Origin of the sequence: Streptomyces sp. NPDC005820 (genome assembly GCF_040630255.1) — a bacterium.
Classification (GTDB): domain Bacteria; phylum Actinomycetota; class Actinomycetes; order Streptomycetales; family Streptomycetaceae; genus Streptomyces.
In genome coordinates this window covers 24,057-42,367 of the sequence record NZ_JBEXXE010000050.1, presented here as the reverse complement: position 1 = coordinate 42,367, position 18,311 = coordinate 24,057, and the positions used below count along the sequence as shown (strand labels likewise).

Genomic DNA, 18,311 nt, shown 5'->3' with positions numbered 1-18,311 from the left:
GGTTACTCCCTAGTTGGGCGCTCAGCCCTTGACGGCGCCGAGCATCACGCCGGAGACGAAGTAGCGCTGGACGAACGGGTACACGCAGAGGATGGGCAGCGAGGTGAGCACGATCGTGACCGCCTGGATGTTCGCGCCGACCTGGCTGAGCTGCTCGGTGGCGGCGCCCGCGTTGCCGCCGTTGGTGGCGCCCGCGATCATGTTGCGCAGATAGACGGTGACCGGCATGAGCTCGGTGCGGTCCATGTAGAGATAGGCCGAGAACCAGGAGTTCCAGAAGGACACCGAGTAGAAGAGGACCATCGTCGCGATGACCGCCTTGGACAGCGGCAGCACGATCCGCAGCAGGATGCCGTACGTGGTCAGCCCGTCGATCTCGGCGGCCTCCTCCAGCTCGCTGGGCAGCCCCTCGAAGAAGGCCTTCATCACCAGCAGGTTGAAGACGCTGATCGCGTTGGGCAGGGCGATCGCCCACACGGAGTTCTTCAGGCCGAGGCTGGTGACCAGGACGTAGTTGGGGATGAGACCGCCGCTGAAGAACATGGTGAACACCGCGACGCCGACCAGGACGCCGCGTCCCTTGAGGTGCTTCTTCGACAGGACGTAGGCGTAACAGGTCGTCAGCGCCATGGCGACGGCCGTCGACACGACCGTGTAGAGCAGGGTGTTGCCGTAGTTGCGCCAGAACGTCGTGTCGTGGAAGACGATGTCGTACGTGGTGAGGTTGAACCCCTTGGGCCACAGGGTCACTGCACCGGCGCGGATCTGGCGCTCCCCGCTGAAGGAGCGGGCGACGATGTTGACGAACGGGTACAGGGTCACCAGGACGACCAGCGTCAGGACCACCCCGTTGACGCCCTGGAAGACCCGGTAGGAGCGGCTCTCCCGCCGCCTCGGCCTCACCACAGGCTCGTCCCCACCGTGCGGCGCGACAGCTGGTTCGCGGAGGTGACCAGCACCAGCCCGATGACCGCCTCGAACAGGCCGATCGCGGCGGCGTAGCTGAAGCTGTTGGACTCGACGCCGGCGCGGTAGAGGTAGGTGGAGACCACGTCGGCCGTCGGATAGGTCAGCGCGTTGTACAGCAGCAGGATCTTCTCGAAGCCGACCGCCATGAACGTGCCGATGTTGAGGATCAGCAGGGTGATCATGGTGGGGCGGATGCCGGGCAGGGTGACGTGCCAGATCTGCTGCCAGCGGTTCGCGCCGTCGATGCGGGCCGCCTCGTAGAGGTCCTCGTCGATCGTGGTGAGCGCGGCGAGGTAGAGGATCGTGCCCCAGCCGGCGGTCTGCCAGATCTCCGAGCCGACGTAGATCGTGCGGAACCAGCCGGGTTCCTGGACGAACCGGATCGGGTCGTGGCCGAACCAGCCGAGGGCGTGGTTGACCGGGCCTTCCACGGCGAGCATCTGGAGGGTGATCCCGGCGACGATCACGATCGACAGGAAGTGCGGCAGATACGACACCGACTGCACGAACCGTTTCAGCGAGCGTCGGCGGACCTCGTTGAGCAGCAGCGCCAGCACGATCGGGACCGGGAAGCAGAAGAGGAGCGTCAGCGCGCCCAGCCACAGGGTGTTGCGGAAGACCTGCCAGAAGGTGGGGTCGGACAGGAACATGCGCACATAGCGCAGCCCCACCCACTGCTCCCCCAGGATCGAGCCGCCCGGCTCGAAGCGGCGGAACGCGATGACGTTGCCGATCATCGGCAGATAACGGAAGACCAGGAAGAACAGCAGGGGCAGCACGGCCAGCGAATACAGCCGCCAGTCCCGGCGCAGCGCTCTGCGCCACCCGGGACGCCGGGGCGGAGGGTCGGGACGGGTGGGCGCCCGGGACGCTTCCCGGGTGCCTGGCGGTGGGGCCGGTGTGGTGGAGGTGCTCATGCTCGGGCCTCCCGTGACGGGAACGCGGTACCGAAACTTTCGAGCTCTTACCGGTAACTTCGCGGCAACTTAGGGGCACTCAGAAAGCGCTGTCAATGGGTGCGGCACGAGACGCCCGAGGCGGATGACGGGCATGGGACCACCCGCGCACGGGGTAGAACCTCGAGGCGCAGCCCTGTACGCCTCCGCAACTTTCCCCGTCCGGACCGATTCCTGCGAGGTGCCCTCGTGCCCGCGTTCGACCTGCCGCCGAGCGAGCTGGAGACCCACCGGTTCCTGCCCGAGGAGCCCGCCGACTTCGACGAGTTCTGGCAGAACACCCTCAAGGACGCCGCGCAGTACGACGCGTTGGTGTCGGCAGACCCGGTCGGGACCGGTCTGCGGCTGACGGAGACCTGGGACGTGACCTTCCGCGGCTTCGCCGGCGACCCGGTCCGCGCCTGGTACTCCCGCCCGGCCGGGGTCCGTGAACCGCTGCCCGCCGTCGTCGAGTACGCCGGCTACGGCCGCGGCCGTGGCCTCCCCCACGAACGGCTGACCTGGGTGAACGCCGGGTACGCGCATCTGCTGATGGACAACCGCGGCCAGGGCGACCAGTACGGCAACGGCGGCGCCACCCCCGATCCGCACGCCCAGGCGCCCGGCGGCCCGGGCCCGGCCGTCCGCGGTCTGCGGGCCCCGCGGGACTACCACTACCGGCGGCTGATCACGGACGCCGTCCGGGCGGTCACGGCCCTGCGCGCGCTGCCCGGTGTGGACGCCGGCCGGATCGCGGCCGTCGGCAACAGCCAGGGGGGCGGTCTCGCCCTGGCCGTGGCGGGTCTGCTGCCCGACCTCGCCGCCGTGCTGGTCACGGCCCCGCTGCTGTGCGGGATCCGCCGCGCCCTGGATCTCACCGACGCCGGTCCCTACGGCGAGATCGCCGCGTACCTCGCGGTGCACCGCGGCGCCGAACAGGCCGCCCACCGCACCCTCTCCTACGTGGAGGGCGTCTCCTTCGCCCGCCGCGCCCAGGCCCCGGCCCACTTCGGCACCGGGCTGCGCGACACCGTGTGCCCGCCGAGCGGGGTGTACGCGGCCTTCAACCGGTACGGCGAGCTGAGCGCCGGCGCGGATCCGCGCCGGGAGATCCACGCGTACCCGTTCAACGGGCACGAGGGCGGCGAGGCGGAGCAGGTCCGACGGCAACTGCTGTGGCTGGCCGGGGTGTTGGGGGGATAGACCGACGGGCGCGGACCCGGTGGGCGCTCCCACGCCCGCCGGGTCCGCCCGGTGCCGGTCCGGTCAGCCCACCCGGCAGGGCAAGCTGGTGGCGCTGTCACCTCCCGAGCCGGAGACGACGTATCCGAAGGTCGTGCTCTGGCCCGGACTCAGGGAGCCGTTCCAGTCGGCGTTGTGGACCATCACCGCCTGGCCGTTGTAGGTGGCGTTGCCGTTCCAGAGGCTGTTCACCGTCTGGCCGGTGGGCAGGGTCCAGTCGACCATCCAGCCGAGCATGGGGACGTCGCCGGAGTTGGTGACGGTCACCTCGGACTGGTAGCCGCCGTTCCAGCTGTTGGTGGTGCGGCGGGTGGCGGTGCAGGTGCCGGGGACGGGCTCGTTGGGGTTGCCCGGCTCGTGGATGCCGGTCACCTCGCCGTTGCCGCCGTCGAAGACGACGTCGGAGCAGGAGTAGAAGGTCTCCTGGCTGTCGGAGCGCTGCCAGACCATGTAGATGATGTGGCGGCCGGACTTGTTCGCCGGGAGCTGCCCGGTCCAGGAGTAGTTGGCCTCGACCGTGCCCGGGGAGCCGTTGAGCGGCGGGTGGTCGACGGAGAGGAAGGGCTGGGACTCCATGTCGTCCCAGGTGAGGGTCTTGGTCGGGTCGAAGCCGTCCTTGGTGACGTAGACGTAGAACCAGCCCGGGTGCGCGGCCCAGGCGTTGTAGGAGAAGTCGACGGTCGCGCCCGAGGTGAGATGGGTCAGCGGCCAGTCGGCGCGGGCGGCGTTGAAGCCGGTGAAGTTGGTGTTGCCGCCGCTGCACAGCTGCCCGTCGGGGACGAAGCCGCGGGTGCGGCCGGCGCCGTCGGAGCGCAGCACGGAGAACCAGTTGTAGAACGGCGTGGTGCCGCTGACCTGCTGGGCGTTCTTGCAGGCCGGGTTGACCGGTTTGATCTCACCGGTGTCGGTCAGCGCGTCCTGCCAGCACAGGAAGGTGCGGCTGCCGGGTTTCATGGGGGTCCCGTGGGCCTCGGCCGGGCCGCCGGTCGTGACGATCAGACCGATGGCGGGGACGGTGGCCAGCAGGGCCAGGAGGACGAGGAGGAGGGCCCGGGAGCGTAACCGGGCCCTGGGCTGCACTTTTGTCGTGATCATGACAGACATGGCGAGTCCGTCCTTCCGTGTACGGACCGTGCAGGTGGGGGTGGTGGCGCGGGGTGCGGGTACGCGAGGCGGGAGCGGTCCCTCCTCGGACCTCCGGCGGGTTCCGGTCCGTCGGGGGCTCGTATATGGGAGCGCTCCCACCTCACCTGTGGCGGAAGGTAGCGCCGTACGGCCGACTTGTAAACGGTCTGTCAGTGTTCGGGCTTGAGTTCGGTCAGCAGGCGGGTCACCGCGGACGGGTCGGGGAGGGTGTTCAGGGCCGTGGTGGTCTGGCCGCTGGCGAACGCGCGTTGGGCGGGGGTGACGTCCGGGTCGAGCGCGCTCGCGGCCTGGATGTGGACGTAGTTCAGGGCCGTCGCGAAGAGCATCGAGAAGGAGTTCAGGTCGTCGAGGACGGCGGGGCCGTCGGCCTCGCGGTAGGCGCGGAACAGCCGGCGGGCCGCCTCGGGGCGGAAGTGGTTGCCGCCCGACCACACGAACACGACATGGGCGAGCTCGCGGCGGGCCTCGACCGGACCGGCGTTGTCCCAGTCGAGGAGGACCGGGCCGGCCTCGGTGAGCAGGACGTTCTGGGGTTGTACGTCGCGGTGGGAGACGACCAGGTCGGCGGGGTCGGACCGGGAGACGAAGCGGGTCAGCTCCGGGAGGGAGCCGGCGACGCACCGGCTCAGCGCCTCGGCCCAGGGCGGGGCGGCCCGGCGGACCCTGTCGTGCAGGTCCGCCCAGTCGGCCTCCGGGTAGCACTCCTCGTACCAGTCGACGGGCAGGTCGGTCGCGCTCTCCCCCGCCCGGTGCAGCAGGGCGAGGGTCCGGCCGCACCAGTCGAGCAGCGCCGGGTCGGCGGGGTCGGCCGGGGTGCCGTCGACCCAGTCGTACAGCTTCAGCCAGGAACCGCCCCGGTCGTCGGGGAGCCGCGCGGCATGGGACCCGGTGCGGGCGGGCATCAGGCGGGGCGCGGAGACGCCGAGGCCCGCGGCGGTGTCGCGCAGGGTGGCCTCCCCCTCGACGACGGGTTCCTCGCGCGCGAAGATGAGTTCCTTCACGGCCCAGTGGGAGCCGTTCCCGGACAGCTTCCAGATCTGGCCCAGCGCGCCACGGGTGACGGGGGTCATCGTCCAGGGGCCGGGGCCGAGCCCGTACAGGTCCGCGATGAAGTCGCCCGTGTTCCGCATGGGGGAGGACACCTTTTCTGCCGCTGTTCGAAAGTCGGCCGACCAGAATACAGACGTACCTGCCTCACAGCAGCGACGCCCGCGAACTCCAGGTCAGGGTGTCGGCGCCCAGGTCGCCGGTCAGGGGGAGTTCGACGGTGAACTCGGTGCGGCCGGGTTCGCTGTGGACGCCGATCCGGCCGCCGTGGGCCGCGGTGATCGCGGCGACGATGGCGAGGCCGAGCCCCGAGCCGGTGCCCGCGGTGGCGCGGGCGCGGGAGGCGTCGGCGCGGGTGAAGCGTTCGAAGACGGTGGGGAGCAGGTCCGGCGGGATGCCGGGGCCGTCGTCGCGGACGCGGAGGGTGGCGAGGCCGTCCCGGGCCTCCACGGTCGCCAGCACCCGGGTGCCGGCCGGGGTGTGCACCCGGGCGTTGGCCAGCAGGTTGGCCACCACCTGGTGCAGGCGGGCCTCGTCGCCGAGGACCAGCGGCGAGGCGTCCAGGGAGAGTTCCAGCTGCCAGTCGTGGCCCCCGCCCGCGGCCCGCGCGTCCCACACCGCCTCGGCGACCAGGGCGGCGAGGTCGACCTCGGCGGACTGCAGCGGCCGGCCCTCGTCGAGGCGGGCGAGCAGGAGGAGGTCCTCGACCAGGCCGGTCATCCGGGCCGACTCGGCGGTCACCCGGCGCCAGGCCAGGCCGGGTTCGATGCGGTCGGTGCCGCGGTTCATGAGTTCCGCGTAGCCGGCGATGGAGGCGAGCGGGGTGCGCAGTTCATGGCTGGCGTCGGCGAGGAAGCGGCGCATGCGTTCCTCGCTGCGGCGCACCCGCTCCTCGCCGCGCTGGCGTTCGGCGAGCGAGGACTCGACGTGGTCGATCATGCGGTTGAGGGCGGCGCCGACCTGGCCGGCCTCGCTGCCGGGGTCGGTGTCGCGTTCGGGGACCCGGGTGAGCGCGGTGACCTCGCCCCGGCACAGCGGCGCGTGCGAGACCTCGACGGCGGTGGCGGCGACCCGGCCGAGGGGGCGCAGCTGGCGCCGGATGACGACCGCGCAGACGACACCGGCGGTGGTCAGGCCCGCCGCGGCGACGACGGCCTCGATGACGACCAGGCCGCCGATCATGTGCTGGACGTCGTCCATCGGGAGGCCGGTGAGGACGCGGACGCCGTGGTTCTCGACGGCGGTGATGCGGTAGGTGCCGAGGCCGGGGACGGTCCGGGTGTGGAACGAGCCGTCGGTGTCGACGCCCGACAGCGCCGCCGTCTGGGCGTCGCTGAGGCGCTGGGGCGGGGCGTCCTGGCCGACCGTCGCCGCCGCGAGGACGTTTCCGTCGGCGTCCAGTCGGGCGGCGAGCATGCCGGCCGGGTGGCCGCTCTCGTGGAGGAAGGTCAGATCGCTCGCGAGGTCGGGGTGGAGGGAGGCCCCGCCGAGGCTGCGCTCGGCCGCGTTGGTGACCCGGTCGTCCAGGTTGCCCAGCAGGTAGGCACGTTGGGCGAAGACGGTGGTGAGGGCCATCGCGGCGCAGACGACGATCAGTACGGCGGTGATGAAGAGGAGCAGCCGGGTGCGCAGGGAACGGCCCCCGAACCGGTGGGCGTTCATCTTCCGTCCTCCACCGGCCTGATGGCGTACCCCAGCCCGCGCACGGTGTGGATCATGGGCGCGCGGCCCCGGTCGATCTTGCGGCGCAGGCTGGAGATGTACACCTCGACGAGGTTGCCGCCGCCGTCGAAGCAGCTGCTCCAGACCCGGTCGAGGATCTGCGCCTTGCTCAGCACCTGCCGGGGGTGCTCCATCAGCAGGCTGAGCAGGTCGAACTCCTTGGCGGTGAGGGCGACGGCGGCGCCGCCGCGGTGCACCTCTCTGGAGTCGGCGGCGACCGTCAGATCCCCGAGGACGCGGACGGAGTCCTCGCCGCGGACGCGTTCGGCGCCGGAGCGGCGCAGCAGTCCGCGCAGCCGCAGCACGACCTCCTGGAGGGAGAAGGGCTTGGTGACGTAGTCGTCGGCGCCGTTCTCGAGTCCGTCGAGGCGGTGTTCGACGGCGTCACGGGCGGTGAGCATGAGGACGGGCAGCCCGGGGTTCTCGTAGCGCAGCCGGCGCAGGACCTGGATGCCGTCCAGGTCGGGCAGCATGCCGTCGAGGACGACGGCGTGCGGGGCGCAGCGGCGGGCCTCGCGCAGCGCGCTGTGTCCGTCGGGCACCGGGTAGGGGCGCCAGCCGGCCTCGGTGACGGCCACGGACAGCACTTCGGTGAGCGCCGGTTCGTCGTCGACGATCAGGACGCGGACCCGTCCGCCTCGGTTACCGGAGATGCCAGTCATGTCCCGATCGTGTCCCGGTTGGCTGAGGGAAGGCTGTGTTCCGACTGAGCCGGAGCCGTGCGAAACGGTGCGCGGCCGTGCGCGCCGGCCCGGCCGGCGGCCGTCCGCCCGGTCATCCGACCGACCAACTCCCTTGACCGAAGGGGGCATTGGCACGCACCGGCCAGCTGAATCCCTTGAGCCGCTTTCGGCCCGGCGTTCACCCTGATCACTGGCTTCCGCTCACCGGGCGGAAGCGTTTTTCCGCGTTCAGGGGAGGACGTCCACCCATGCGAAGACTCCACGCCCTCGGGGCCGTGGCAGGTGCGGCCGGACTGCTCGCGGGGGCCATCGCGCCCGCGGCGGCCGGTCCCGGCTCCCCGGTCACCGGGCGGGACGCCACGAGCGTGTCCGCCACGGCCGGGACAGGTACGCCCGCGTCACAGACCGTCACCCTCGTCACCGGCGACACGGTGACGCTCACCGCCGGCCCGGACGGCAAGAACGCCGTCGAGGTCCGGCGGGGCGCGGGACGCGAGGCGGCCACCTTTCTGTCCAGCGAGCGCGACGGCGAGGTCAGCGTCCTGCCGGTGGACGCGATCCCGCTGATCAAGGCGGGCCGTCTCGACCCGGCGCTGTTCAACGTCACCCGGCTGGTGAAACAGGGGTACTCCGACGCGCTGACCGGGACCGTCCCGCTGATCGCCACGTACGACAAGGGCGCCGAGGTCCCCGACGGGGCGCGCCGGACGCTGGCGTTACCGGGGATCGACGGGGCCGCGCTCAGCGCCCGCAAGTCGACCGCCTTCTGGGCGGACGTCGCCCCGCCGCTGGGCACCGAACCCACCGCGCGGGCCGCGAAGGTGCTCGGTGACGGCATCGGGAAGATCTGGCTGGACGGCCGGGTCGAGGTGTCCCTCGATGTGAGCGTGCCGCAGATCGGCGCGCCCGAGGTGTGGAAGTCCGGCTACGACGGCACCGGTGTGAAGGTCGCGGTCCTCGACACGGGGGTGGACACCGGTCACCCGGACCTCGCGGGGAAGATCGCGGAGTCCGAGAGCTTCGTGCCGGGCGAGACGGTGCAGGACGGTCACGGCCACGGTACGCATGTCGCGTCGACGGTCGTCGGCTCGGGCGCGGCCTCGGACGGGCGGCGCAAGGGGGTGGCACCCGGCGCCGAGCTGCTCGTCGGCAAGGTGCTGGACGGCACGGGCCACGGCCAGGACTCCTGGCTCCTCGCCGGTATGGACTGGGCGGCGCACTCCGGTGCGAAGATCGTCTCCATGTCGCTGGGCGGGGACGCCTCGGGCCCCTCCGACCTGCTGAGCGAGACCGTCGACGAGCTGTCCGCGGCCACCGGCACCCTCTTCGTCATCGCGGCCGGCAACTCCGGGCCCGCCGACGGGACCCTCGGCACCCCGGGCATCGCCGACTCGGCGCTGACGGTCGGCGCGGTCGACCGGTCGGACGCACTCGCCTCGTTCTCCAGCCGTGGCCCACGCCTCGGCGACTCCGCGGTCAAGCCGGAGATCACCGCGCCGGGCGCGGCCATCACGGCGGCCCGCGCCGCCGGCACCTCCATGGGCACGCCGGTCGACGCCTCCTACACGACCGCGAGCGGGACGTCGATGGCGACCCCGCATGTCGCGGGCGCGGCGGCCCTGGTCGCGCAGGCGCATCCCGACTGGACGGGGCAGCAGATCAAGGCGGATCTCGCCAGTACCGCGAAGACGCACCCGGGCGACTCCGTGTTCGAGCAGGGTGACGGGCGCGTGGACGCCGTACGGGCCGTCGGGCAGGGCGTCTTCGCCACGCCGACGCTGAGCTTCGGGTCGTACGAGGACGGTGACGGCACGGCGAGCGGCAAGGACATCACGTACACCAACACCACTGACAAGGCGGTGGAGTTGAAGCTCTCCTCCACGCTGGCCGCGGCCGTTCCCGGTGCGGGGACCGTGACCGTGCCGGCCCGGGGCACCGCCACCGTGGCGGTCACCGTGGACCCGGCCGCGCAGGCCGCGGGCCGGTACTCGGGGCATGTCACGGCGAGCGCCGGCGGGGTGACGGTCACCACGGGGGTCGGCTTCGAGAAGCAGCAGAAGACCTACGCCCTGAAGGTCTCGCTCACGAACCGGGGCGGCAAGCCGTCCACCGGCGCGTCGATCTTCATGCTGCAGGAGCTGAACGGCGCCTACCCGGACACCTACGGGTTCATCGGCAGCGGCTACACCTTCCGGGTGCCGGCCGGGACGTACTCCGTCGCCGCCTGGATCCCGGAGCTGGACGCGGGACGCCTGGCCGTGGGCACGTCGGTGGTCGGCGACCCGGAGATCAAGGTCGGCGAGGACACGGAGGTCGCCCTCGACGCCCGCAAGGCGGTCGAGATCCAGCCGCGGACCAGGGAGAACGCGGAGTTCCAGGGCTTCAGCACCAACTGGCACCGCGAAGGGCCCGGCACCGCCTTCGGGCTGACGTACAGTCAGGGATTCTGGACCGATCATCTCTATGTGACGCCGACCGAGAAGGTCACCGAGGGCACCTTCGAGTTCTCCGCCAAGTTCCGCCTGTACGCCAAGGAGTTGACGGTGCGGGTCAACGGTCCGGACCCGTACGCGCCGGCGCTCGACTACGCGCAGACCTCCACCGGCTTCCCCGTGCGGATCGACGGTCACCACACCGTCCGGGCGGTGGACGCCGGGGCCGGCACCGCGGCCGACTTCGCCGGGATCGACGTCCGGGGCAAGGCCGCGGTGGTCGGACTGGCGGCCGGCGAGACACCGGACGCGGCGCTCGCCAACGCGACGGCCGCCGGGGCCGGTTACGTCATCGCGTACCGGAAGACACCCGGCTACTGGATCGCCTCCGTGAAGAGCGCGACGATCCCGCTGCTGATCGCCACCGGTGAGGAGGGAGCGCGGCTCGCCGCGCAGCTGGGGACCGGCCGGAAGGTGACGCTGAGCCTGGACGGAACCGCGGTCAGCCCGTACGTCTACAGCGTGATGTTCCCGCAGAGCGGCGGGATAGCGGAGAACCAGACCTACCGCCTGGACGGCTCCAACACCGTTCGCCAGAAGGTGCGTTACTACGGCGGGACGGCGGGCGCGATCTCCAAGGACACCGTGTACCGGTACCGGCCGTGGCAGGCGGCCGACATCGAGACCACGAACGACCTGCCCCTCGGCACAGAGCGCACCGAGTACTACAACGTCTCGGCGGACACCCGCATCTGGCACGCGGTGTACCCCGACGGTCAGGCGAACAAGCCGCTGTGGGACTCCGTGGAGACCTACGGCACGGCGGGGAAGCTGCCCGCCGAGGACTGGCTGCGCCAGGTGGTCCGCCCGGCGGCCGTCGCGCAGTACGGCGTCTCCGCCCGCAACGGCGACAGACTCACCCTCGCCGTACCGGAGTCGAGCGACTCGACACCCGGGCACTACGGCTCCGTGGACGGCGTGCAGGACACCGCGAGGGGCACCTTGTACGCGGACGGGCAGCCGGTCGGGAACGCGACGTCCGGCGGATCCGGCTCCTTCGACGTGCCGGCCGCCGCCACGCCGTACCGCTTCGTGCTGGACACCCGGCGGACGGCCGGCTGGGCGGCGTACTCGACGAGCAGCCACACCGAGTGGACCTTCCTCTCGGCGCACACGGACCGGGCGACCGCGCTGCCGCTGCTCTCGGTCGGGTACGACGTCAAGGGCCTCGATCTGCTCAACCGGGTCCCGGCCGGGCGGACGACCGCGCTGGGGCTGTCCGTGCGGGACCAGGCGGGCGGTGTGCGGGCCCGTGAGCTGCGGGCCTGGGTGTCCTACGACGACGGCGCGACCTGGAAGGAGGTCCGGGTCCGCGGTGCCAGGGCCGAGATCGGGCACCCGAAGGGCGCGCGGTACGTGTCGCTGCGGGTACGGGCCGCCACGGCGGACGGCTCGGCGGTCGAGCAGACCGTGGTGCGGGCCTTCGGCCTGAGGTAGCCCCGCGCGGTCCCTGCGGGCCGCGCAGTCCCGTGCGGCGTTCTTAACAGAGATCCTCTACCGTGCCGGGCCATGGGGAACATGGCATATGACACGGCGGGAGCGGGACCGACCCCCGCCGCGAGCCCCTGGGCCGCGGTGGGGGTTTCCGCGTTCGAGGAGACGGTGTACCGGGCGATCCTTCACCAGCCGGACGCCGGCGCGGCCGGCTGGGCGCTGCTGACCGGGGCGTCCCCGAGGCGGGTGCGCGAGGCCTGCGAGCGGCTGCTCGTGCTCGGGCTGCTCCAACCACCGGACTCCATGGGCGGGTTGAGGGCGGTCGACCCCCGGGTGGCGATCCGCGCGCTGATCCGGCGGCGCGAGACGGAGTCCGAGCTGATCGCCGCCACCGCCGAGGAGATGGCCACCGCGTACGAGGCCGGGCTGCTGCGCGAGGAACCGTCCCGGCTGGTCGAGGTCGCCTCCGGCGAGGGAGCCATCGCGGCCCGCCTGGAGGAGCTGTACGCGCGCGCCGAGCACGAGGTGTGCCTGTTCGACACACCGCCGTACCTCGCCCCGCCCGCCCCTCAGGTGGACCTCCAGGCCGATCTGCTGCGTCGCGGGATCGTCTCCCGCGGGGTGTACGCGGCGACGGCCCTGGAGGACCCGAAGGTGCTCTCGCGCGCCTGGCGGATGGCGGAACTCGGGGAACGGGCCCGGGTGTTGCCCGTGGTGCCGATGAAGTTGCTGGTGGTCGACGGGTGCCGGGCGATGCTCCCGCTGACCTCGTCGGCGGCCGGTGGGTACTGCGCCGTGGTGATCTGGCATTCGGCGGTGACCGAGGCGTTGCAGAAACTGTTCGAGATGGCCTGGCAGCAGGCGACGCCGCTGGGCCGGCCGGTCGAGGACAGCGAACTCAGCGAGGGGGAGCGGACGTTGGCGCGGCTGCTGGCGGCCGGGATGAAGGACGAGGCGGTGGCCCGCCATCTGGGGGTGAGTCTGCGGACGCTGCGGCGGCGGGTGAGCGAACTCCAGGAACGGCTGGGGGCGGCCAGCCGGTTCCAGCTCGGGATGCGGGCGGCGCAGCGCGGCTGGGTGTAGGAACGCAGCGGGCCGCACCCCCGTCACCGGGGATGCGGCCCTCGACCTGCGTGCCGTACCGCTTACTTGCGGATCAGGTTGCGCAGCACGTACTGCATGATGCCGCCGTTGCGGTAGTAGTCCGCCTCGCCGGGGGTGTCGATGCGGACGACCGCGTCGAACTCGACGCCGGTGTCGGTGCTGACCTTCACCGTGCTCGGGGTGGTGCCGTCGTTCAGCTCGGTCACGCCGGTGATGGAGAAGGTCTCCTCGCCGGTCAGGCCGAGCGAGTCGGCGTTCTGGCCGGCCGGGAACTGCAGCGGCAGGACGCCCATGCCGATGAGGTTCGAGCGGTGGATGCGCTCGTACGACTCGGTGATGACGGCCTTGACGCCGAGCAGCGCGGTGCCCTTGGCGGCCCAGTCGCGGGAGGAGCCGGAGCCGTACTCCTTGCCGCCCAGGATGACCAGCGGGGTGCCGGCGGCCTGGTAGTTCTGCGACGCGTCGTAGATGAAGGAGACCGGCGCGTCGACCTGGGTGAAGTCGCGGGTGTAGCCGCCCTCGGTGCCCGGCGCGATCTGGTTGCGCAGGCGGATGTTGGCGAAGGTGCCGCGGATCATGACCTCGTGGTTGCCTCGGCGGGAGCCGTAGGAGTTGAAGTCACGACGCTCCACACCGTGCTCGGTGAGGTACTTGCCGGCCGGGGTGTCGGCCTTGATGGCGCCGGCCGGCGAGATGTGGTCGGTGGTGACCGAGTCGCCCAGCTTGGCGAGGACGCGGGCGCCCGTGATGTCGGAGACCGGGGTGGTCTCCATCGTCATGCCCTCGAAGTACGGGGGCTTGCGGACGTACGTCGACTGCGGGTCCCACTCGAAGGTGTTGCCGGTCGGGATCGACAGCGCCTGCCACTGGGCGTCGCCGGCGAAGACGTCCTGGTAGGACTTGGAGAACATGTCCTCGCCGATGGCGTTGGCCACGACGTCGTTGACCTCGGCCTCGGAGGGCCAGATGTCCTTGAGGAAGACCGGGTTGCCGTCCTGGTCGGCGCCCAGGGCGTCCTTGGTGATGTCCACCTTCATGGAGCCCGCGATGGCGTACGCGACGACCAGCGGCGGGGAGGCCAGGTAGTTCATCTTGACGTCGGGGTTGATCCGGCCCTCGAAGTTGCGGTTGCCGGAGAGGACCGAGGTGACCGCGAGGTCGTGGTCGTTGACGGCCTTGGAGACCTCCTCCGGCAGCGGGCCGGAGTTGCCGATGCAGGTGGTGCAGCCGTAGCCGACGAGGTTGAAGCCGACCTTGTCGAGGTACGGGGTCAGGCCCGCCTTGTCGAAGTAGTCGGTGACGACCTTGGAGCCCGGGGCGAGGGTGGTCTTGACCCAGGGCTTGCGGGTCAGGCCCTTCTCCACCGCCTTCTTGGCCACCAGCGCGGCGGCGACCATGACGTACGGGTTGGAGGTGTTGGTGCAGGAGGTGATCGCGGCGACGGTGACGGCGCCGTGGTCGATCTCGTAGGTCGAGCCGTCGGGGGCGGTGACGGTGACCGGGTTGGTGGGCACGCCGTTGCTGGCGGCCGGGGCGTCGGAGGCCGGGAAGGACTCCTCGCCCGCCTCGTCGGCGGTGGCGACGTAGTTGCGTACGTCGCTCTTGAACTGCTCGGCGGCGTTCGCGAGGACGATGCGGTCCTGCGGGCGCTTCGGGCCGGCGATCGAGGGGACGACGGTGGACAGGTCCAGCTCGAGCTTCTCGGAGAAGTCCGGCTCGGCCTTCGGGTCCAGCCAGAGGCCCTGCTCCTTGGCGTACGCCTCGACGAGCGCGACCTGCTGCGCGGAGCGGCCGGTGAGCTTGAGGTAGTTCAGGGTCTCGTCGTCGATCGGGAAGATCGCGGCGGTGGAGCCGAACTCCGGGGACATGTTGCCGATGGTGGCGCGGTTGGCGAGGCTCGTGGCGGCCACGCCCTCGCCGTAGAACTCGACGAACTTGCCGACGACGCCGTGCTTGCGCAGCATCTCGGTGATGGTGAGCACCAGGTCGGTGGCGGTGGTGCCGGTGGGCAGCTCGCCGGTGAGCTTGAAGCCGACGACGCGCGGGATGAGCATGGAGACCGGCTGGCCGAGCATCGCGGCCTCGGCCTCGATGCCGCCGACGCCCCAGCCGAGGACGCCGAGGCCGTTGACCATGGTGGTGTGCGAGTCGGTGCCGACCAGGGTGTCGGGGTAGGCCTGGCCGTTACGGACCATGACCGTGCGCGCCAGGTGCTCGATGTTCACCTGGTGGACGATGCCGGTGCCCGGCGGGACGACCTTGAAGTCGTCGAACGCGGTCTGGCCCCAGCGCAGGAACTGGTAGCGCTCCTTGTTGCGGCCGTACTCCAGCTCGACGTTCTGCTGGAAGGCGTCGTTGGTGCCGAACTTGTCGGCGATGACGGAGTGGTCGATGACCATCTCGGCCGGGGAGAGCGGGTTGATCTTCGCCGGGTCGCCGCCGAGCGCCGCGACGGCCTCACGCATGGTGGCGAGGTCGACCACACAGGGCACACCGGTGAAGTCCTGCATGATGACGCGGGCCGGCGTGAACTGGATCTCCTGGCTGGGCTGGGCCTGTGAGTCCCAGGTGCCGAGGGCGCGGATGTGGTCGGCGGTGATGTTCGCGCCGTCCTCCGTGCGGAGCAGGTTCTCCAGCAGGACCTTGAGGCTGTAGGGGAGTCGGGCCGAGCCCTCCACCTTGTCCAGGCGGAAGATCTCGTACGACTCGTCGCCCACCTGCAGCGTGCTGCGGGCGTCGAAGCTGTTCGCCGACACGACGGTCTCCTTCATTGATGTGCGCGTACCACCGCATCCTGCCGCCACGCAGGCTTGGCCGATCCGCTAAGGTCAGGCTAAGTTAGGTAACCCTTACTACCGGACCGGTGATCCGTGCGGCTGCGGTGCGCCTCGGCAGATATCTCGATGTCGAGATAACTCTAGTACATGGGGGCTGGATGGTCATGCCCGGGCTCGTCACACCCCTGGGCTCTCTCGTGACGAGGGGGGTCGGCATGCCCGAAGGGTGGCGGTGGGACAGGACGCCGTTCCGGGGGAGCGCGGTCCACTACGAGCGGGGGCGGCTGCCGTACGCCCCGGGGTTCGCAGAGGCACTGGCCGGGGCGCTCGGGCTGGACGGGCGGGGGCGGCTGCTCGACGTGGGGTGCGGGCCCGGGATCGTGACACTCCCGCTGGCGCGGTTCTTCGCCGAGGCGATCGGGCTCGACCCGGACGAGGACATGCTGGCCGAGGCCGCGCGGCGGGCCGCCCGGGACGGGGTGGACAACGCGCGCGCTGGGTGGCCGCCCGGGCCGAGGACCTGCCGGCCGGGCTGGGCGGGTTCCGGGTCGTGGCGTTCGCGCAGTCCTTCCACTGGACCGAGCGCGAGAAGGTCGCCGCCGCCGTGCGCGGGATACTGGAGCCGGGCGGCACGCTCGTCCACATCGCCGACCTACATGACCCGCCCCCGGCCACGGTGCCGCTGCCCGCTCCCCCGTAGGCGCCGATCGGTGAGCTGGTGCGGCGGTATCTGGGTCCGGTCCGCCGGGCGGGACAGGGCGTGCTCGTCGACGGCACCCCGGGCGGGGAGGACGCCGTCTTCGCCGGGGCCGGTTTCGAGCACGCGGGGCGGCACGCCGTACCGGCCGGACAGGTCGCGGTCCGGACCTCCGACGACCTCGTGGCGTGGGCGTTCTCCCGGTCCGACTCGGCGCCCCACCTGTTCGGCGCCCGGCTGGCGGACTTCGAGCGGGACCTGCGGGCGGCGATCCTCCGGGAGTCGGCCGACGGCCGCTTCGCCGAGCACCTCCCGCCGACCGAGATCAGGATGTGGCGCAGGACGCGGGCCGACCGCTGAGGCGCCGTTGACGGGGAGTCACCCGAACGGACCCCCCAACAGGCGCCATCTCATATCTGAGATAACCTCAGCCTCATGGCAGACGACTACCTCGTACGCATCGGCAAGCTCATCCGTGATGCCCGGCAGCACCGTGGCTGGACACAGGCACAGCTGGCCGAGGCGCTCAACACCAGTCAGAGCGCCGTCAATCGGATCGAGCGCGGCAACCAGAACATCAGCCTTGAGATGATCGCTCGAATCGGTGAAGCGCTGGACAGCGAGATCGTCTCGTTGGGCTATGCGGGACCGATGCATCTGCGGGTCGTGGGCGGCCGTCGGCTGTCCGGCGCCATCGACGTCAAGACCAGCAAGAACGCCTGTGTCGCCCTGCTGTGCGCCTCCCTCCTCAACCGGGGGCGCACGGTGCTGCGCCGGGTGGCCCGGATCGAGGAGGTCTACCGTCTGCTCGAGGTGCTGAACTCCATCGGTGTGCGCACCCGCTGGATCAACGGCGGCGTCGACCTGGAGATCGTGCCGCCCGCCGAGCTGGACATGGCGGCGATCGACGCGGACGCCGCCGTACGCACCCGGTCGATCATCATGTTCTTCGGCCCGCTGCTGCACCGCATGGACGCCTTCAAACTGCCCTACGCCGGCGGCTGCGACCTGGGCACGCGGACCATCGAGCCGCACATGATCGCGCTGCGCCGGTTCGGGCTGGACATCGCGGCGACGGAGGGGCAGTACCACGCCGTCGTCGACCGCGCCGTACGCCCCGACCGGCCGATCGTGCTGACCGAGCGCGGGGACACGGTCACCGAGAACGCGCTGCTGGCCGCCGCCCGGCACGACGGGGTGACCGTCATCCGCAACGCCTCCTCCAACTACATGGTCCAGGACCTGTGCTTCTTCCTGGAGGCGCTGGGCGTACGGGTCGAGGGCATCGGCACCACCACCCTCACCGTGCACGGCGTCCCGGACATCGACGCCGACGTCGACTACTCCCCCTCCGAGGACCCGGTCGAGGCGATGAGCCTGCTGGCCGCCGCCGTGGTGACGGAGTCGGAGCTGACCGTGCGCCGCGTCCCCATCGAGTTCCTGGAGATCGAGCTGGCGGTCCTGGAGGAGATGGGCCTCGACCACGACCGCACGCCCGAGTACACCGCCGACAACGGCCGCACCCGGCTGGTGGACCTCACCGTGCGGCCCTCCAAGCTGGAGGCGCCGATCGACAAGATCCACCCGATGCCGTTCCCCGGCCTGAACATCGACAACGTGCCGTTCTTCGCGGCCATCGCGGCCGTCGCCTCGGGCAAGACCCTCATCCACGACTGGGTCTACGACAACCGCGCGATCTACCTCACCGACCTCAACCGCCTCGGCGGCCGCCTCCAGCTCCTCGACCCGCACCGGGTCCTGGTGGAGGGCCCCACCCGCTGGCGCGCCGCCGAGATGATGTGCCCGCCGGCCCTGCGCCCGGCCGTGGTCGTCCTGCTGGCGATGATGGCGGCGGAGGGCACGTCCGTCCTGCGGAACGTGTACGTCATCAACCGCGGTTACGAGGATCTCGCCGAGCGGCTGAACTCGGTCGGGGCGCAGATCGAGATCTTCCGGGACATCTGACGCCCTTCGGGGAAAGCCCTACCGCACCCCTCCTTAGCCAGGACGGCCGGGACCTGGGGCATTCCGGCGAGTACGCCCCCTGGTCCCCCTTGGGCGTA

Annotated in this window: 11 protein-coding genes and 1 pseudogene; 5 read left to right on the top strand and 7 right to left on the bottom strand. The window is 71.3% G+C overall.

All coding sequences use genetic code 11. From position 1 onward, the window contains the following. Nucleotides 1-21: 21 nt before the first annotated feature. Nucleotides 22-906, bottom strand: coding sequence for a carbohydrate ABC transporter permease (locus tag ABZ464_RS42405; RefSeq protein WP_359287243.1), 885 nt, complete (start codon nucleotides 904-906; stop codon nucleotides 22-24). After that, nucleotides 900-1,886, bottom strand: coding sequence for an ABC transporter permease subunit (locus tag ABZ464_RS42400; protein WP_359287242.1), 987 nt, complete (start codon nucleotides 1,884-1,886; stop codon nucleotides 900-902). Before ABZ464_RS42400 ends, ABZ464_RS42405 begins: the two co-directional genes overlap by 7 nt. A gap of 228 nt (nucleotides 1,887-2,114) precedes the next feature. Between ABZ464_RS42400 and ABZ464_RS42395 the strand changes: the two genes are divergently transcribed. After that, entirely contained in the window at nucleotides 2,115-3,107 is a 993-nt protein-coding gene (locus tag ABZ464_RS42395) for an acetylxylan esterase (protein ID WP_359287241.1), read from the top strand. A 63-nt stretch (nucleotides 3,108-3,170) separates the two neighbouring features. Here the strand turns inward: ABZ464_RS42395 and ABZ464_RS42390 are convergent, their stop codons facing one another. From ABZ464_RS42390 to ABZ464_RS42375, 4 genes are all read right to left on the bottom strand, one after another. Further along, a complete protein-coding gene (locus ABZ464_RS42390) occupies nucleotides 3,171-4,241 on the bottom strand; it encodes a lytic polysaccharide monooxygenase (protein WP_359287240.1) in 1,071 nt (356 codons plus the stop codon). Between the two features lie 200 nt (nucleotides 4,242-4,441). Further along, on the bottom strand, nucleotides 4,442-5,422 hold the full coding sequence (locus ABZ464_RS42385) for an aminoglycoside phosphotransferase family protein (protein ID WP_359287239.1): 981 nt from the start codon (nucleotides 5,420-5,422) through the stop codon (nucleotides 4,442-4,444). Between the two features lie 64 nt (nucleotides 5,423-5,486). Next, nucleotides 5,487-7,001 (bottom strand): ATP-binding protein, encoded by a 1,515-nt coding sequence (locus ABZ464_RS42380; RefSeq protein ID WP_359287238.1) that lies wholly within the window; start codon nucleotides 6,999-7,001, stop codon nucleotides 5,487-5,489. Then, nucleotides 6,998-7,723 (bottom strand): response regulator transcription factor, encoded by a 726-nt coding sequence (locus ABZ464_RS42375; RefSeq protein WP_359287237.1) that lies wholly within the window; start codon nucleotides 7,721-7,723, stop codon nucleotides 6,998-7,000. The genes ABZ464_RS42380 and ABZ464_RS42375 overlap by 4 nt, the downstream gene beginning before the upstream one ends. A gap of 269 nt (nucleotides 7,724-7,992) precedes the next feature. Between ABZ464_RS42375 and ABZ464_RS42370 the strand changes: the two genes are divergently transcribed. Together ABZ464_RS42370 and ABZ464_RS42365 are read left to right on the top strand one after the other, a co-directional pair. Further along, on the top strand, nucleotides 7,993-11,673 hold the full coding sequence (locus ABZ464_RS42370; RefSeq protein WP_359287236.1) for a S8 family serine peptidase: 3,681 nt from the start codon (nucleotides 7,993-7,995) through the stop codon (nucleotides 11,671-11,673). Between the two features lie 72 nt (nucleotides 11,674-11,745). Further along, nucleotides 11,746-12,753 (top strand): helix-turn-helix transcriptional regulator, encoded by a 1,008-nt coding sequence (locus ABZ464_RS42365; protein ID WP_359287235.1) that lies wholly within the window; start codon nucleotides 11,746-11,748, stop codon nucleotides 12,751-12,753. A gap of 62 nt (nucleotides 12,754-12,815) precedes the next feature. Here the strand turns inward: ABZ464_RS42365 and acnA are convergent, their stop codons facing one another. Further along, nucleotides 12,816-15,545 (bottom strand): aconitate hydratase AcnA, encoded by a 2,730-nt coding sequence (gene acnA, locus ABZ464_RS42360; protein WP_359287234.1) that lies wholly within the window; start codon nucleotides 15,543-15,545, stop codon nucleotides 12,816-12,818. A gap of 221 nt (nucleotides 15,546-15,766) precedes the next feature. On the opposite strand from acnA, the pseudogene ABZ464_RS42355 reads away from it, so the two are divergent. Both ABZ464_RS42355 and ABZ464_RS42350 read left to right on the top strand, forming a co-directional pair. After that, nucleotides 15,767-16,608: pseudogene (locus ABZ464_RS42355) on the top strand (class I SAM-dependent methyltransferase). Nucleotides 16,609-16,683: 75 nt separating this feature from the next. After that, on the top strand, nucleotides 16,684-18,213 hold the full coding sequence (locus ABZ464_RS42350) for a UDP-N-acetylglucosamine 1-carboxyvinyltransferase (RefSeq protein WP_359287233.1): 1,530 nt from the start codon (nucleotides 16,684-16,686) through the stop codon (nucleotides 18,211-18,213). The last annotated feature ends 98 nt before the right edge of the window (nucleotides 18,214-18,311 follow it).

Bases quoted from the DNA above. Each gene is read 5' to 3' on its own strand.
- ABZ464_RS42400 (WP_359287242.1), bottom strand. From the start codon at position 1,886: ATGAGCACCTCCACCACACCGGCCCCACCGCCAGGCACCCGGGAAGCG.
- ABZ464_RS42390 (WP_359287240.1), bottom strand. From the start codon at position 4,241: ATGATCACGACAAAAGTGCAGCCCAGGGCCCGGTTACGCTCCCGGGCC.
- ABZ464_RS42385 (WP_359287239.1), bottom strand. From the start codon at position 5,422: ATGCGGAACACGGGCGACTTCATCGCGGACCTGTACGGGCTCGGCCCC.
- ABZ464_RS42380 (WP_359287238.1), bottom strand. From the start codon at position 7,001: ATGAACGCCCACCGGTTCGGGGGCCGTTCCCTGCGCACCCGGCTGCTC.
- ABZ464_RS42375 (WP_359287237.1), bottom strand. From the start codon at position 7,723: ATGACTGGCATCTCCGGTAACCGAGGCGGACGGGTCCGCGTCCTGATC.
- ABZ464_RS42370 (WP_359287236.1), top strand. From the start codon at position 7,993: ATGCGAAGACTCCACGCCCTCGGGGCCGTGGCAGGTGCGGCCGGACTG.
- ABZ464_RS42365 (WP_359287235.1), top strand. From the start codon at position 11,746: ATGGGGAACATGGCATATGACACGGCGGGAGCGGGACCGACCCCCGCC.
- acnA (WP_359287234.1), bottom strand. From the start codon at position 15,545: ATGAAGGAGACCGTCGTGTCGGCGAACAGCTTCGACGCCCGCAGCACG.
- ABZ464_RS42350 (WP_359287233.1), top strand. From the start codon at position 16,684: ATGGCAGACGACTACCTCGTACGCATCGGCAAGCTCATCCGTGATGCC.